Below are 14,177 nucleotides of genomic sequence, written 5' to 3'. Positions count from 1 at the left end.
ATGTCATTCCCCAAACGTGACTCCCGGCGCTGGCTGTCGCCCCGCCGCTCGGCCATCATGCGCCGATGCGTCGCGCCGATCGGCTGTTCCTCATCATCCACGCCCTGCGGGGGCGTCGTACCGCACTGCAGGCCCGGCAGCTGGCGGGCACGCTGGGTGTCTCGCTGCGCACCGTCTACCGTGACGTGGCCGACCTGCAGCTCTCCGGCGTGCCGATCGAAGGCGAGGCCGGCGTGGGTTACCTGTTGCGCAAGGGTTCGGACATCCCACCGCTGATGTTTACCGCCGACGAGCTCGAATCGCTGGTGGTCGGCACGCGCTTCGTGCGTGCCTTCGCCGGGCAGAAGCTGGCGGAAAGCGCACAAGCCGCCTTGCTGAAGATCGAAGCGGTGCTGCCGCCGGAGTTGCGCGAACGTGCGGGCCGCACGCGCATCTACGCGCCGATCTGGCGCGACCAGAGCAAGAGCGACCTGGCGGCGCAGATCGATCGGCTCAATGCCGCCATCACCGACCACCAGGTGCTGCGCCTGGACTACAGCGACGAGGCTGGCCGCGCCAGCACGCGCGAGGTCGAACCGCTGTGCCTGGCGTTCTGGGGCGGCGCGTGGACGCTGGGGACCTGGTGCCGGCTGCGCGTGGGTTTCCGCAACTTCCGTCCCGACCGCATCGCCAGCTGCACCATTACCGGCGAGCGCTTCGGCGAAGTGGAGGGGCGCAACCTCGACGCCTACCTGCAGGCCATGCGCGGTTACTACGAAGGCATGGAAGGCTGAGTGCCTTGCTCCTTCTCCCCGCCGGGGAGAGGGAGCAAGAGCGGCGAATCGGCTACGCTCAGCCCCGCCACCCGTGCCGGAGTGATCGATGTCGCCGACTGGTGTCCCCTCCGAATCCGCCGCCTCGCCCGCGTGGCACCTGGACCTCGTGGCAGGCCTTGCCATTGCCGGCCTGCTGCTGCCCGAGGCGGTCGCCTATTCGGGCATTGCGGGATTGCCGCCGCAGGCCGGCGTGATCGCGCTGTTCGTCGGGCTGGCCACCTATGGGCTGCTGGGCCGCAGCCGTTACGCCATCGTCTCGGCGACATCCTCGTCTGCCGCCGTGCTGGCGGCCGGCACCCTGGCGCTCGCGGGTGGCGACAACGCAATGCGGGCCGCGGTCGGTGCCATGCTGGTGCTGCTGGCCGGCCTGTGTTTCCTGATCGCCGGTCTCGCGCGGCTGGGTGGCCTGTCGCACCTGATCGCGCGGCCGGTGCTGCGCGGCTACACGTTCGGGCTGGCCTGCGTGATCGCACTCAAGCAGCTGCCGCACCTGCTGGGCGTGCCGGAGGTGCACGGCGATTTCGTGCCGGCCCTGCTGGTGCAACTGGTCGCCGTGTTCGCGCAGGTGAAGCCGGCGGCCCTGGCTACCGGCGTGCTGGCGCTGGTGCTGCTGTTTGCCTGCGAACGCGTGCGCCGCTTGCCGGGCAGCCTGCTGGCCATCGCGCTCGGAGTGGCCGCGTCGGCCTGGCTGGCGGCGCGAGGCGTGGTGTTGACCGGGCCCATCCAGCTGGCGCTTTCACTCGGCTGGCCCCGCTGGCCGGAGCCCGGGCAATGGCTGCCCAGCATCGAACTGGCCGCTGCCTTGCTGCTCATCCTCTATGCCGAGTCGTACAGCTCGATCCGGGGCTTCGCGCTCAAGCATGGCGATGCGGTCGCGCCCAACCGCGACCTGCTCGTGCTCGGCGTGGCCAATGTGCTCGCCGGTGCCTTGCAGGGCATGCCGGTGGGCGCCGGCTATTCGGGGACCTCGGCCAACGAGGCTGCCGGAGCCCGCTCGCGCCTTGCGGGCCTGATCGCGGCCGCCAGCGTGTTGCTGCTGGTGGTGCTGGCCTTGCGCTGGATCGAACGCATTCCCCAGCCCGTGCTGGCGGCCATCGTGATCCACGCGGTGAGCAAGTCGCTGCGCCTGTCGACCTTCGCGCCCTACCTGCGCTGGCACCGGGACCGGCTGGTGGCCCTGGCCGCCGTGCTGGGCGTGCTGTCGCTGGGCATTCTCAATGGCTTGCTGGTCGCCATCGCCTTCAGCCTGATCATGCTGTTGCGCCAGCTCGCGACGCCGCGGCTGAGCGTGCTCGGTCGCCTGGCCGACGGCCACGACTTTGTCGATGTGGCGCGGCACCCGGGCGCGGTGCCCGTGACGGGCATGCTGATCGTGCGCCCGGAGGAACCGCTGTTCTTCGCCAACGCCGAAGCCGTGCTGGCGCAGGCACGCCAGCGCATCGACGCGGATCACGCGCTGCGCCGCGTGGTCCTCAGCCTGGAAGAGTCGCCCGACCTCGATGGCACCGCACTCGAGTCCCTGGGCGATTTCGCGGCCTGGCTCGGTGCTCGTGGGATCGAGTTGCGCGTGGCACGATTAAAGGACGCCGCGCGCGACGCCCTGTCGCGCATGGCGCTGCCCCAGCTTCCGCCACAGGCGCTGGAAGACTGGAGCGTGGAGGATGCCGTGTTGGCGCCATCGCTCCGCTCTTCTTCTTCGGTCAAGGGAACCCCGCAGTGAACAAACCTCTACGCATGACCTGGCTGGCCGCGGCCGCCCTCGCAGTGACCGCGCCGGCCTGGGCAGAGCAGAACGCCGATGCCCGCTTCCGGCAGATCTACGAGCAGGAGTGGGCGTGGCGTAACGGGCAGTCGGGCATCAGCACCTCCGGCGAAGCGCAGCCCAACGGCGCGCGGCTGGACAACGTCGACGCCGCCACCCAGCAGCATCGCCTCGACTACTGGCAGAAGGTGCTGGCCAGCCTCGACACGCTTGATCCGAAGCAGCTGGCGCCGGAAGAGCAGGTCAACTACGCGATCTACCGGGCGCAGATCCGCAACCTGCTCGCCGTGCAGCAGTTCAAGCAGTGGCAGATGCCGTTCAACAGCGACTCGGCGTTCTGGAGCGACCTGGGCTATGTGCTCGAAGCCGATAACCTGCGCACGCCGGAGGACTACCACCGCTATCTCGATCGCCTCGGCCAGGTGCCGTCCTACTTCCAGCAGCAGATCGCCAACATGCGCGATGGCCTGGCGCGAGGCTTCACGGTGCCGCGCGAGGTGCTCAAGGGCCGCGATGTCTCCATCGCTGCCGTGGCCGGGCTGAAGGACCCTACGCAGAGCAGCTTCTACAAGCCGTTCGAGAAAATGCCGTCGTCGATCGCGCCCGCGGAGGCGGCGAAGATGCGCAGCGAAGCGAAGCAGGTCATCGCCGGCAAGGTGATTCCGGCCTACGGCAACCTGCTTGCGTTCTTCCACAACGAATACGTGCCCAGGTCCCGCACCACGCTGGCGGCCGAAGCCATGCCCGACGGCAAGGCGTGGTATCGCCAGCAGATCATCGAATACACCACGCTGGACCTCAGCCCGGATGCGATCCATCAGGTCGGCCTGGACCAGGTGGCGAAGATCCACGCCGAGATGGTCAAGACCATGCAGGAAACCGGGTTCAAGGGTGACTTCGCCCAGTTCCTGCACTTCCTGCGCACCGACCCGCAGTTCTACGCCAAGACGCCCGACGAGCTGCTGATGCGCAGCGCCTGGGTAGCCAAGCAGGTCGACGGCCAGCTCGCCAAGGAATTCGGCCGCCTGCCGCGCCAGCGCTTTGCCATCGTGCCGGTGCCGGCCGATATCGCGCCTTACTACACCTCCGGTCGCGGCGGCGCGTCGAGCTACCTGGTCAACACCTATGACTTGCCCTCGCGCCCGCTGTACAACGTCGCCGCGCTGACCCTGCACGAGTCCGCACCCGGTCATTCGCTGCAGCTGGCGCTGGCGGGGGAACAGAAGGGCCAGCCGGCGTTCCGCCGCGAGGGCTACATCTCCGCGTTCGGCGAAGGCTGGGGCCTGTATTCGGAATATCTCGGCAACGAGATGGGCATCTACAAGACCCCGTACGACCGCTTCGGCTATCTCACCTACCAGATGTGGCGCGCCTGCCGCCTGGTGGTGGACACCGGCATCCATCACCTGGGCTGGACGCGTCAGCAGGCCATCGACTACATGACGCAGAACACCGCGCTGTCCGATCGCGAGATCGCCAACGAAGTGGACCGTTACATCAGCTGGCCGGGCCAGGCGCTGTCCTACGAACTGGGTTACCTGAAGATGCTGGAGCTGCGCCAGAAGGCGGAGCAGGCACTGGGCCCGAAGTTCGACATCCGCCACTTCCACGACACCATCCTGCAACTGGGATCGGTACCGCTGCCGGTGCTGGAACAGCGCATCGACCGCTTCATTGCCGACGGTGGCCCGGCGCCCGATTTCGGCTGCGATTGCGCCAGGGACAGCAGGAAGGTGCCGTAAGGGTGTGGTTTCCCGTTCTCTCCGGAGAGAGAGGGGCTAACCCAGGATCCATCGAAGGAGCCCTTCTCCCGAGGGGAGAGGGGCTAAAGCAAGGCTCATCGAAGGATCCCTTCTCCCATCGGGAGAAGGTGCCTGCCCCACAGGGACTCCCTTTGGTCGCAGGCGGATGAGGGTTCGGGCGGAGCGCGGAATACAAACCCCGCGCAAGCCCCGCACCCTCACCCCAACCCCTCTCCCGAGGGGAGAGGGGCTAACCCTGGATCCATCGAAGGATCCCTTCTCCCATCGGGAGAAGGTGCCGGCCCCACAGGGACTCCCTTTGGTCGCAGGCGGATGAGGGTTCGGGCGGAGCGCGAGATACAAACCCCGCGCAAGCCCCGCACCCTCACCCCAACCCCTCTCCCGAGGGGAGAGGGGCTAACCCTGGATCCATCGAAGGATCCCTTCTCCCATCGGGAGAAGGTGCCGGCCCCACAGGGACTCCCTTTGGTCGCAGGCGGATGAGGGTTCGGGCAGAGCGCGGAATACAAACCCCGCGCAAACCCCGCACCCTCACCCCAACCCCTCTCCCGAGGGGAGAGGGGCTAAGGCGCCTCTGCCTTCCCCGTCTCCGCAAACCGCTGCAAACGCTGCAGCTGCTGCATCAGCACTTCATTGACGCCGGGCGCGACCTTGTCCAGTCCGCTGCTGCTGGCGCCGTTGACCAGATAGTCGAGTTGCAATGTGGCGCCGCCCGCGGCGGGCTTGATGGTGAAAGTCAGCACGCCCTGCACAGCCATGGCCTGTAGCGGGCCGAGCGCCGTATCCAGGCGCAGCCGATGGCCTGGCGCCGCCATCAGTACGCGTCCATGCGCCACGCTCTGGTTGGCCCAGCGTTCGCAGAAGCAACCGCCGGCCTCGGCCTGGATGCTCAGGTGCGTGGCGTCGCCCGAATAGGTGTGGTCGCTGCTCCACCAGTGCCCGATGTCGACGATCGCGGCATACAGCCGGTCCGGCGCCACCCGCACCGTGCGGCTGTCCTGCAGCAGCAGGTGGTCGGCGGCGGCTTCCTTCACTTCTGCCCTGGCAGCGGTGCAGGGTAATGCCATCAGGCAGAACAACACGATGACGCTGGCGCGCATGGCGAATCTCCCCGGGAGTCCCGTCGAGTATGCGACGCGGCGCGGGGCCGGGACATCGGCCGGGCGGTGGATGGGCTGCAGCCGCACCGGTCAGCCGGGGTGGCGAAACATTCACCAGTAAAGTAGAATCACAAACGACTTCACTGGGAGAGTTTCGCCATGGCCGCTCATCTCCAGCCTGAAAGCATTCCCGCCGCCGACCTCGGCGGCCCCGCGCTGCGGGCGTTCTTCAGCCTCGCCGAACGCTGGAACCTGCGCATTGCCGACCAGCGCCGCCTGCTGGGCGACCCGCCGGAATCGACCTTCTACAAGTGGAAGCGCCTGCAGGCCGGCACCCTGGGCCGCGACACCCTCGAGCGCATCAGTTACCTGCTGGGCATCTTCAAGGATCTGCAGATCCTGTTTCCCGATCCGCAGCAGGCCGACGGCTGGATCCACCGCGCCAACCAGTCGCCGCTGTTCGGCGGCCAGTCCGCGCTGCAGCGCATGCTGTCGGGCAACGTGGCCGACCTCTACGTGGTGCGCCAGTACCTGGATGCGCAGCGCGGCTGACCCGGGCCTCGCCCGCGGGCGGTGATCGCCGACTGAGGGACGCGTCGCAGCCGGCGACACGTCGACTTTGCATACTCACTGCTCCGGCAGATTGCCTGAGAACCGCCCTGTCATGGCCGACAACCCTCCGCTCAAACGCATCCGCTGGAGCCAGGCGTTTCGTATCGTTCCCAGCCGCTTTCCACCCGTCGGCGTGTTCGATCGCATCGCCGAACCGCAGGACCTGGAGGCGCTGTACGCCATCGAGGCCATGACCAACCCGCGCCTGCGCGACGAAGTGGGCGAACTGCGCCTGGTACCGCCGGCGCGGCGCATCAGTGGCCCCGGCAGCACGCCCGTGATGGCGGCCTTTACCCATCTCAACCCGGAAGGAAGCCGGTTCTCCGATGGCAGCTGGGGCGTGTTCTACGCGGCGCACAGCGTGGCCACCGCAGTCGAGGAAACGGTGTACCACCGCGAGCGCTTCCTTGCCGCCACTGCCGAACCCGCCTGCGACATCGAGATGCGCTGCTACCGCACCAGCATCCAGGCACGGCTGCACGACCTGCGCGGCGGCTGGAAAGCCGTGCACGACCCGAACAGCTATGCCGCTGGCATCGCCCTGGCGCGACGGCTGCGCGCCGAAGGATCGGACGGCATCGTGTACGACAGCGTGCGCCACCAGGGTGGCGAATGTGCCGCCGTGTTCTATCCCGACCGCGTGGCGCCCTGCGTCCAGGCGCAGCACCTGATGTATCGCTGGGACGGCAAACGCATCGCGCAGGTGCTGACCGTCGACGAGTGGAAACGCGCGTAGCAGGCAAAACAAAGGCCCTTCTTTCGAAGGGCCTTGCGGCTTCCATGCCGGCCGGGCTCCCCCTTTCAGAACCGATAGCCGACGCTGGCGCCGAACACCACCGGATCGATCTTGGCCTTGCCGATCCTGTCACCGTTGACCTTCACATCGCTCTCGATGTCGGCCCAGCGCACATCGACGGTGGCCAGCCAGTTGTCGCTGATCTTCATGTCGAAGCCCGCACGTACGGCGCCGCCCCAGCTGTTGGCGATGCTCACGCGCTGGCCGTAAAGCGCACCGGTGCCATGGGTGTCGAAGAAGTTGGTGTAGTTCACGCCCACGCCCAGGAACGGCGACAAGGCGGCGTCGGGCATGAAGTGGTAGTTGACGCCCAACGTCGGCGGCAATTGCCGGGTGCGCGCCACCGTGCCCAGCCCGGCGAGACTGACGTCATGCTGGAACGGCCACGCACCCAGCACGTCGACGCCCCAGTTCGGGGTGAACATGTACTCGAGGTCGATCGTCGGTCGCGTGCTGCTGCTCACGTCCGCGCCTGCGCCGGCGAGAGTGCCGTTGTTGTCCTTGGGGGCAACCACGGCGCCACCAATGCGCACGACCCACGAGTCGTTGCCTTCGGCATGGACGGTGGAAACGGCAAACGCGCCAAGGGTGGCGGCAAAGGCGAAAGGGAGCAGGCTTTTCATGAGGTCGTTCCGTTCGTTTCGGTGGGAATGACGTCATGGTCGTTAGGAAGTCGTTGCCTGCGCCTGACCTAGATCAGATCGTCGTACGGCATTCGGACGCAGGCGGCGAGGTCCAGAAACGGAACGGCCCGCCAAGGGGCGGGCCGCGCTGCCAGGGGAATGGCCTTATCGACGCTCAGGTATCGGCGTTGGTCGCCCAGCCCTCGCGATTGCCGCGGGTGAATACGCGGTCGCTGTCCAGCACGTCGCCCGCCGCATGGGCCGGCTGCTCGCGCAGCTTCGCGTAGATCGGCGTGAAGTCGGGGCGGGTGGCTTCGAACAGCTTCTCGAAGCTGTCGATGACGAAGTAGGTCTGCTGGTAGGTGTCGATGCGGTAGCGCGTGCTCATGACGCGCTCGAGGCCGAAACCGATCCGGTTGGGCGAGGGCGAATCGAGCGAATAGATCGACTCGCCCTTGGAGCTGACGATGCCGGCGCCATAGATGCGCAGGCCGTCCGCCGTGTTGATCAGGCCGAATTCCACCGTGTACCAGTACAGGCGCGTGAGGTTCATCAGGGCTTCGGGGCCGATGGCGAACGCCTTCATGCCGCCGCGGCCGTAGGCCTGCATGTAGTCGGCGAAGACCGGATTGAGCAGCAGGGGCACATGGCCGAACAGGTCATGGAACAGGTCGGGCTCGCTGAGATAGTCGAGCTGGTCCGGCTTGCGGATCCACCAGCTCACCGGGAAACGGCGATGGGCCAGGTGGTCGAAGAACACCTCGTCTGGCAGCAGGCCTTCCACGGCGACCAGCTCCCAGCCGGTGGTGGCGCCCAGCACCTTGTTCAGGTCGGCGAACCTGGGGATGCCTCCGTCGCCCAGGCCGAAGCGCTCCACACCCTCGAGGAATTCCCGGCAGGCGCGGCCAGGCAGCAGCTCGCGCTGGCGCTTGTACAGCGTGTCCCAGACCTCATGGTCGGTGCGGGTGTAGTTGGCCCAGGGCTGCTCCACCACGCCGGTGGCATACACGGGCACGTAGCCCCGGTCGGTCTGCTGGTGTTCGACGCGGCGTGGCGTGGTGTTCATGGAGGGCTCCGGACGGCGCAGGCCATCATTGAGGGACTGACGGCACAGCATATGGCCGATGCGGCGCACGATGATTGTTTAGTTGCTCACCAAAGCGATGTTTGCGCAATAATCAGCCCGTCACTGGAACAAAAGTGGAGTTTTATTGCCGTGGCCACCCTGGATCGCACCGACCTGCGCATTCTCGCCGTGTTGCAGGGCGAGGGGCGCATCACCAATGCCGAGCTGGCCGAGCGCGTGAGCCTGTCGCCCTCCGCCTGCCTGCGTCGCCTGCAGCGGCTGGAGTCCGAGGGCATTCTCACCGGCTACACCGCCCAGGTGGACCCGCAGGCCGTCGGCCTGGGCCTGCAGGCCTTCGTCCGCGTGCAGCTGAGCAAGCACGAAAGCGCCGCGGTGGAGCGGTTCGTGGAGCTGGTGAACGGCTGGGACGAAGTGGTGGCGTGCTACGCGCTCACCGGCGACATGGACTATCTGATGCACGTCTATGTCGCTGACCTGCAGGACTTTTCGCGCTTTCTCCTCGACCGGTTGCTGAACGCCACCGGCGTGGCCGACGTCAATTCCAGCTTCGTCCTCCGTACAGTCAAGCGCTCGGCTGCTTTGCCCCTGACCCAGCTGGAACGCTGAGAGTCTCCATACCGGGGCGCAGGGCGCACGACTAACGCTAAACTAACCCGACTGATGAACACCCACACCGTTTCCGCCCCGGACCGCCGCGACCTGTTGCGTCCCCTACGATATGCCTGGCGAGTGCCATTGCTGCTGCTGCACGTGGTGCTGGGTGTGCTGCTGTGCTCGCTGATCCTGACCTGGAACCGGCATGCGGTCATGCAGGACGGCCGCGAGCCCTTTGCGCACCGCACCATCCGCTGGTGGTCGACGGCGCTGCTGCGCATCTTCGGCCTGCGTTCGGTGCGGGTGGGCAAGCCGCTCGCCGATCCGGTGCTGTTCGTCGCCAATCACACCTCCTGGCTCGACATCGAACTGCTGCACAGCCAGCGCGCCGCCTGTTTCGTGGCCAAGGCCGAAATCGCCAACTGGCCCCTGGTCGGCTGGCTGGCGGCCAGCGGCGGCACCATCTTCCATCGTCGCGGCAGCAACCATTCGCTGGCCGCGGTGATGCAGGTGATGGTGGAGCGGATGCGTGCCGGCCGCTCCGTGGCGGTATTCCCGGAAGGCGGCACCGGCCACAACGGCGTGCTGCGCGTGTTCCATGCGCGCATCTTCCAGGCCGGCCTGGACGCCGAAGTGCCGGTACAGCCCGTGGCGCTGCGCTTTGCGCGCGATGGCCGTCGCGTCATCGACGCCGGTTTCCGCGAGCACGAGAATTTCATGCAGAACTTCCTGCGCCTGCTCGGCGATGCGCCGCTCGATGCCGAGGTCCATTTCCTCGAGCCCGTGCCGGCTACGCCCGAGGCGCGCCGCCGCATGGCCGAACTGGCGCGCGAGCGCATCGCGCTGGCGCTCGAAGACAAGCCCATCCACGACAGCCGCGCATGATGCTACCGAAGGGAAAGGATTTCCTGCCGCCGTGGCCGCTTCGCAGTGGCCACATCCAGACCATGCTTTCGTCGAGCGGCGTGCGCCGTCTCCTGCTGCCCAAGGCCGCGCAGACCGTGATGCACGGCGCCGAGCCGGTCACGGTCGAATGCGGTGACGGCGTGCGCCTTACCGGCGCCTACACCGCGCAGCGGACACAGCCGGCGCCGCGCGGCCTGGCTGTGTTGTTCCACGGCTGGGAAGGCAGTGTCGACTCCACCTATGTGTTGCAGACCGGCAGCCGCCTGCTCGCCGATGGCTGGGATGTGTTCCGCCTCAATTTCCGCGACCACGGCGACAGCCATCACCTCAACGAGGCGCTGTTCCATTCCTGCCGCATCGATGAAGTGGTCAACGCCTTGTGCGACATCGCGCAGCGATACCCCGCACGGCCGATGGCGGTCGCGGGCTTCTCGCTGGGCGGCAATTTCGCCTTGCGCGCGGCGTTGCGCGCGCCGGCGGCGGGATTGCCGCTGAGTTACGCGCTGGCGGTGTGCCCGATCATCGATCCCAGCGAAGGCCTGTTCTCGCTGGAAGAAGCGGCGCCCTGGTTCTACCAGGCGTACTTCATGCACAAATGGCGCCGTTCGCTGCAGGCGAAGCAGGCGGCGTTCCCGCACCGCGAATACTTCGAACTGTCCGAACTCAAGCAGAACCTGCGCGGGCTGACCGCATCGCTGGTGTCGCGCCACACCGACTTCGGTTCGCTCGAGGCGTATCTGGACGGCTATTCGGTGGCCGGCCGCGCGCTCGAGGACCTGCACGTGCCGGCCACGATCCTCACCGCGCGCGACGATCCCGTGATTCCCGTGGACGCGTTCGAGAAGCTCGAGCTGCCGTCCAACGTCGAGCTCGATATCTCGGAATTCGGCGGCCACTGCGGCTTCATCCGCGGCTGGGACATGACCAGTTTCACCGACGACTACATCGCCGCGCGCTTCAATGCGGTGGCGGCGGACTGAGCGGGACGCGCGCCCTCACGTCCTGCTCACGGAGTGTCGTTGACAGCCAGCCGGGCGACGCTGACGATGCACGCGTTGCGATGCGCACCCGGGCATCGCTCGCCAGGCGCATTCCGCGCACGCGCATGAGGAACGGTCATGACCAGCCTTGCCAGGGGAACCTTCGAAGTAACGATGGCGCCGCAGCCCGCGCAGGAAGGCGTGGGCGACCCCAGCGTGGGGCGCATGGCGATCGACAAGCAGTTTCGCGGTGACCTGGAGGGCACCGGCAGGGGCCAGATGCTGGCGGTGGGTACCGCCATCGACGGCTCGGCCGGCTATGTCGCCATGGAGCGGGTCACCGGCAGCCTGCACGGTCGCCGGGGCAGCTTCGCGCTGCAGCACTCCGGCAGCATGCATCGCGGCACGCCCCAGCTCTCGATCACGGTCGTGCCCGATTCGGGCACCGACGAGCTGGCCGGCATCGCCGGCAAGCTGCAGATCATCATCGCCCACGGCACGCATTCGTACGACTTCAGTTACACCTTGCCCGACGTGCCCTGAGTGTTCGCCACGAGGCCTGCGCCCGATATACGCTGTTGCTTCCCCATCACGGAGTGCCGCCCATGCGCCGCCTGATGATCGCCCTGCTTGGTTTGCTGTTGACGTCGGCGGTGAACGCCGCGCCGCAGCTGGACAAGCTCGCCCTGCCCAGGGGATTCCACGTGGCGGTCTATGCGGATGACGTGCCGAATGCGCGCGAAATCACCCTTGGCGCGAAGGGAACCGTGTTCGTCGGCTCCAACAGCGCCGGCAAGGTCTACGCGCTGAGCGACAGCAAGGGCGATGGGCACGCCGACAAGGTGCGCGTGATCGCCAGCGGGCTGCAATTGCCGGTCGGCGTCGCGTTCAAGAACGGCGACCTGTACATCTCCGCGGTCAGCAAGATCCTCGTGCTGCGCGATATCGAGAACCACCTCGATGACCCGCCCGCGCCGCAGGTGGTCTACGACAAGTTTCCCACCGAGACGCACCACGGCTGGAAGTTCATCGCCTTTGGCCCCGATGGCAAGCTCTACGTGCCGATCGGCGCGCCGTGCAACATCTGTGACAAGGGCAGGGACTACGCCAAGATCACGCGCATGAACGCCGACGGCAGCGGGCTCGAGGATGTCGCCTACGGCATCCGCAACACGGTCGGTTTCGACTGGCAGCCCGGCACGCGCCAGCTGTGGTTTACCGATAACGGCCGCGACCTGCTCGGCGACGACATGCCGAGCGATGAGCTCAACAAAGTGACACGCACGGGCGAGCACTTCGGTTTTCCCTACTGCCACCAGGGCGACACGCCCGACCCGGAGTTCGGCAAGGGCAAGAGCTGCAAGGACTACACCCCGCCCGTGCTGAAGCTGGGCGCCCATGTGGCGTCGCTGGGCATGCGCTTTTACGAGGGGAAGCAGTTTCCGTCCAGCTACAAGGGCGCCATCGTGATCGCCGAGCACGGCTCGTGGAATCGCACGAAGAAGTCCGGCTACCGGGTGATGACGGTGCGCCTGGATGGCAACAAGGTCGTGTCCTATGAACCCTTGCTCGACGGCTTCGAGCAGGACGAGAAGGCCTGGGGCCGACCGGCCGACGTGCAGCCCTTGCCCGATGGCAGCCTGCTGGTGAGCGATGATCTTGCCGGCGCGGTCTATCGTGTCACCTACCGCAATCCATGATATCGCGCGGCCGCGGTGCCGCCGCCTGACCCATTCAAGCCAACGTTCCAGGAGAACCGCCTTGCAGCTGCGCAGTGACAATTTCAAACACGGCGATCCGATTCCGTCACCGCTTGCGTTTGGCAAACCGGGGGCGCCGCTCGCGCTGTCGGACAACCTGAGCCCGCACCTGGCGTGGAAGGATGCGCCGCTGGCCACGCGTTCGTTCGTGCTTACCTGCATGGATTCCGATGTGCCGAGCAAGCCCGATGACGTCAACCAGGCAGGACGCACCGTGCCGGCCGACCTGCCGCGCGTCGAGTTCGTGCACTGGCTGATGGCGAACATTCCGGTGGAGTGCGGCGAACTGGCCGAGGGCTCGTGCAGCGAAGGCATCGTGCCGCACGGCAAGCGGGCTCCGTATGGCCCGCCGGGCAGCGTGCAGGGCATCAACGACTACACCGGCTGGTTCGCCGGCGACCCGGACATGCGCGGCGAATACCTCGGCTACGACGGCCCGTGCCCGCCGTGGAACGACTCGCTGGTGCACCACTACCATTTCCGCATCTGCGCGCTGGACGTGGAGAATCTCCGGCTCGCCGACGGCTTTACCGTTGCCGAGCTGCGCGCGGCGATGGACGGCCATGTGCTGGCCGAGGCCGAACTGATGGGCACCTATAACCTCAACCCGGCGTTGGCCTGAACGATCCGCAAGGAAGGGTGAACGGAAACCAACGTGGGGGAGGCGTCAGCCAATCTTCACGCGCGCAAGGCGCGGGCTATGGGTGAATGGTGGCGGGGTGACGAGCTGCCCCGTCACGAGGAACACACCATGCTCCACTACGCCCTGGTATTTCTGGTCATCGCCATCATTGCGGCCCTGTTCGGGTTCACTGGCATTGCCGGGACGGCTGCAGGCATCGCGAAGATCCTGTTCATCATCTTCCTGATCCTCGCCGTGATCGCCTTTTTCCGACGCGCCAGCTGAGTTGCGGCGCGCCGGGAACGCAACACCCCGGCGCGCGCCAGGTTCGCTGCATTCGGTACATTGATCCCTCGTCCCAACGGAGAACGTCATGAACAAGCAGGTCCCGGCGCATGAGGAAAATAGTGCTGCCGATCGCATCGAGGAGCGCGCCGAGCGCGTCAAGCAGGCCGCCTCCAGCGCCGTGGCAAGCACCAAGGAAGCCGTCGAGCGCGCCGCCGACCATGTCGAGGAAGGCCTCCACCGCGCCACCGACAAGGCGGCCGAAGCGGCTACGCGGGCCAATGCCAAGGCCTCCGAGTACCGCGAGCGCGGACGCGAGGCCTACGACGACGCCGTCGATCGCGCCGACGAATGGCTGGAACGCGCACGCGAATACGTGCGTGAGAAGCCCGTGCAGTCCGTCGCGATTGCCCTTGGCGCCGGCTGGCTGTTAGGCCGCATACTTCGTCGCTGACAGACCAAGGCGACGAGG

At 66.9% G+C, this 14,177-nt stretch carries 16 protein-coding genes; 13 read left to right on the top strand and 3 right to left on the bottom strand.

The features are described from left to right. Positions 1-65: 65 nt before the first annotated feature. The 3 genes from ACXU4B_RS14730 to ACXU4B_RS14720 all read left to right on the top strand — a co-directional run bounded on the left by ACXU4B_RS14730 (position 66) and on the right by ACXU4B_RS14720 (position 4,319). The gene (locus ACXU4B_RS14730; protein ID WP_131411170.1) at positions 66-773 is read left to right on the top strand and encodes a helix-turn-helix transcriptional regulator; all 708 of its coding nucleotides are present in this window, start codon (positions 66-68) and stop codon (positions 771-773) included. Between the two features lie 88 nt (positions 774-861). Beyond that, the gene (locus ACXU4B_RS14725; protein ID WP_131411172.1) at positions 862-2,535 is read left to right on the top strand and encodes a SulP family inorganic anion transporter; all 1,674 of its coding nucleotides are present in this window, start codon (positions 862-864) and stop codon (positions 2,533-2,535) included. Between the two features lie 14 nt (positions 2,536-2,549). Further along, positions 2,550-4,319 carry a DUF885 domain-containing protein gene (locus tag ACXU4B_RS14720; RefSeq protein ID WP_131411363.1) on the top strand — a complete coding sequence of 590 codons (1,770 nt, stop codon included), beginning with the start codon at positions 2,550-2,552 and terminating at the stop codon, positions 4,317-4,319. A gap of 584 nt (positions 4,320-4,903) precedes the next feature. On the opposite strand, the gene ACXU4B_RS14715 is transcribed toward ACXU4B_RS14720, so the two are convergent. Further along, on the bottom strand, positions 4,904-5,440 hold the full coding sequence (locus ACXU4B_RS14715; RefSeq protein ID WP_131411174.1) for an SRPBCC family protein: 537 nt from the start codon (positions 5,438-5,440) through the stop codon (positions 4,904-4,906). Between the two features lie 159 nt (positions 5,441-5,599). Here ACXU4B_RS14715 and ACXU4B_RS14710 point away from each other — a divergent pair, with 159 nt between their 5' ends. Together ACXU4B_RS14710 and ACXU4B_RS14705 are read left to right on the top strand one after the other, a co-directional pair. Further along, positions 5,600-5,992, top strand: coding sequence for an MbcA/ParS/Xre antitoxin family protein (locus tag ACXU4B_RS14710; RefSeq protein WP_131411176.1), 393 nt, complete (start codon positions 5,600-5,602; stop codon positions 5,990-5,992). Positions 5,993-6,104: 112 nt separating this feature from the next. After that, complete coding sequence (locus ACXU4B_RS14705; protein WP_131411178.1) at positions 6,105-6,788, top strand: RES family NAD+ phosphorylase; 684 nt, start codon at positions 6,105-6,107, stop codon at positions 6,786-6,788. 65 nt (positions 6,789-6,853) lie between these two features. On the opposite strand, the gene ACXU4B_RS14700 is transcribed toward ACXU4B_RS14705, so the two are convergent. Continuing rightward, a complete protein-coding gene (locus ACXU4B_RS14700; protein ID WP_131411180.1) occupies positions 6,854-7,471 on the bottom strand; it encodes an OmpW/AlkL family protein in 618 nt (205 codons plus the stop codon). Between the two features lie 175 nt (positions 7,472-7,646). Beyond that, positions 7,647-8,537 (bottom strand): phenylalanine 4-monooxygenase, encoded by an 891-nt coding sequence (gene phhA, locus ACXU4B_RS14695; RefSeq protein ID WP_131411182.1) that lies wholly within the window; start codon positions 8,535-8,537, stop codon positions 7,647-7,649. Positions 8,538-8,687: 150 nt separating this feature from the next. On the opposite strand from phhA, the gene ACXU4B_RS14690 reads away from it, so the two are divergent. The 8 genes from ACXU4B_RS14690 to ACXU4B_RS14655 all read left to right on the top strand — a co-directional run bounded on the left by ACXU4B_RS14690 (position 8,688) and on the right by ACXU4B_RS14655 (position 14,159). Beyond that, the gene (locus ACXU4B_RS14690; RefSeq protein ID WP_131411184.1) at positions 8,688-9,164 is read left to right on the top strand and encodes an Lrp/AsnC family transcriptional regulator; all 477 of its coding nucleotides are present in this window, start codon (positions 8,688-8,690) and stop codon (positions 9,162-9,164) included. 54 nt (positions 9,165-9,218) lie between these two features. Beyond that, entirely contained in the window at positions 9,219-10,037 is an 819-nt protein-coding gene (locus ACXU4B_RS14685; protein ID WP_131411186.1) for a lysophospholipid acyltransferase family protein, read from the top strand. Next, positions 10,034-11,038 carry a YheT family hydrolase gene (locus ACXU4B_RS14680; RefSeq protein WP_131411188.1) on the top strand — a complete coding sequence of 335 codons (1,005 nt, stop codon included), beginning with the start codon at positions 10,034-10,036 and terminating at the stop codon, positions 11,036-11,038. Before ACXU4B_RS14685 ends, ACXU4B_RS14680 begins: the two co-directional genes overlap by 4 nt. A gap of 138 nt (positions 11,039-11,176) precedes the next feature. Beyond that, positions 11,177-11,581, top strand: a complete 405-nt coding sequence (locus ACXU4B_RS14675; protein WP_131411190.1) for a DUF3224 domain-containing protein — start codon at positions 11,177-11,179, stop codon at positions 11,579-11,581. Positions 11,582-11,643: 62 nt separating this feature from the next. After that, positions 11,644-12,738, top strand: coding sequence for a PQQ-dependent sugar dehydrogenase (locus ACXU4B_RS14670; RefSeq protein WP_131411192.1), 1,095 nt, complete (start codon positions 11,644-11,646; stop codon positions 12,736-12,738). Between the two features lie 61 nt (positions 12,739-12,799). Then, the gene (locus tag ACXU4B_RS14665; RefSeq protein ID WP_131411194.1) at positions 12,800-13,420 is read left to right on the top strand and encodes a YbhB/YbcL family Raf kinase inhibitor-like protein; all 621 of its coding nucleotides are present in this window, start codon (positions 12,800-12,802) and stop codon (positions 13,418-13,420) included. Positions 13,421-13,549: 129 nt separating this feature from the next. Next, positions 13,550-13,705, top strand: coding sequence for a DUF1328 domain-containing protein (locus tag ACXU4B_RS14660; RefSeq protein WP_114240942.1), 156 nt, complete (start codon positions 13,550-13,552; stop codon positions 13,703-13,705). 88 nt (positions 13,706-13,793) lie between these two features. Next, positions 13,794-14,159: an ElaB/YgaM/YqjD family protein gene (locus ACXU4B_RS14655; RefSeq protein WP_131411196.1), complete on the top strand. Its 366-nt coding sequence runs from the start codon at positions 13,794-13,796 to the stop codon at positions 14,157-14,159. Positions 14,160-14,177: the final 18 nt, after the last annotated feature.

This window comes from Dyella soli (assembly GCF_054482295.1).
The sequence above is the reverse complement of the archived record's forward strand: the minus strand, read 5'-3'. Positions and strand labels throughout refer to the sequence as shown.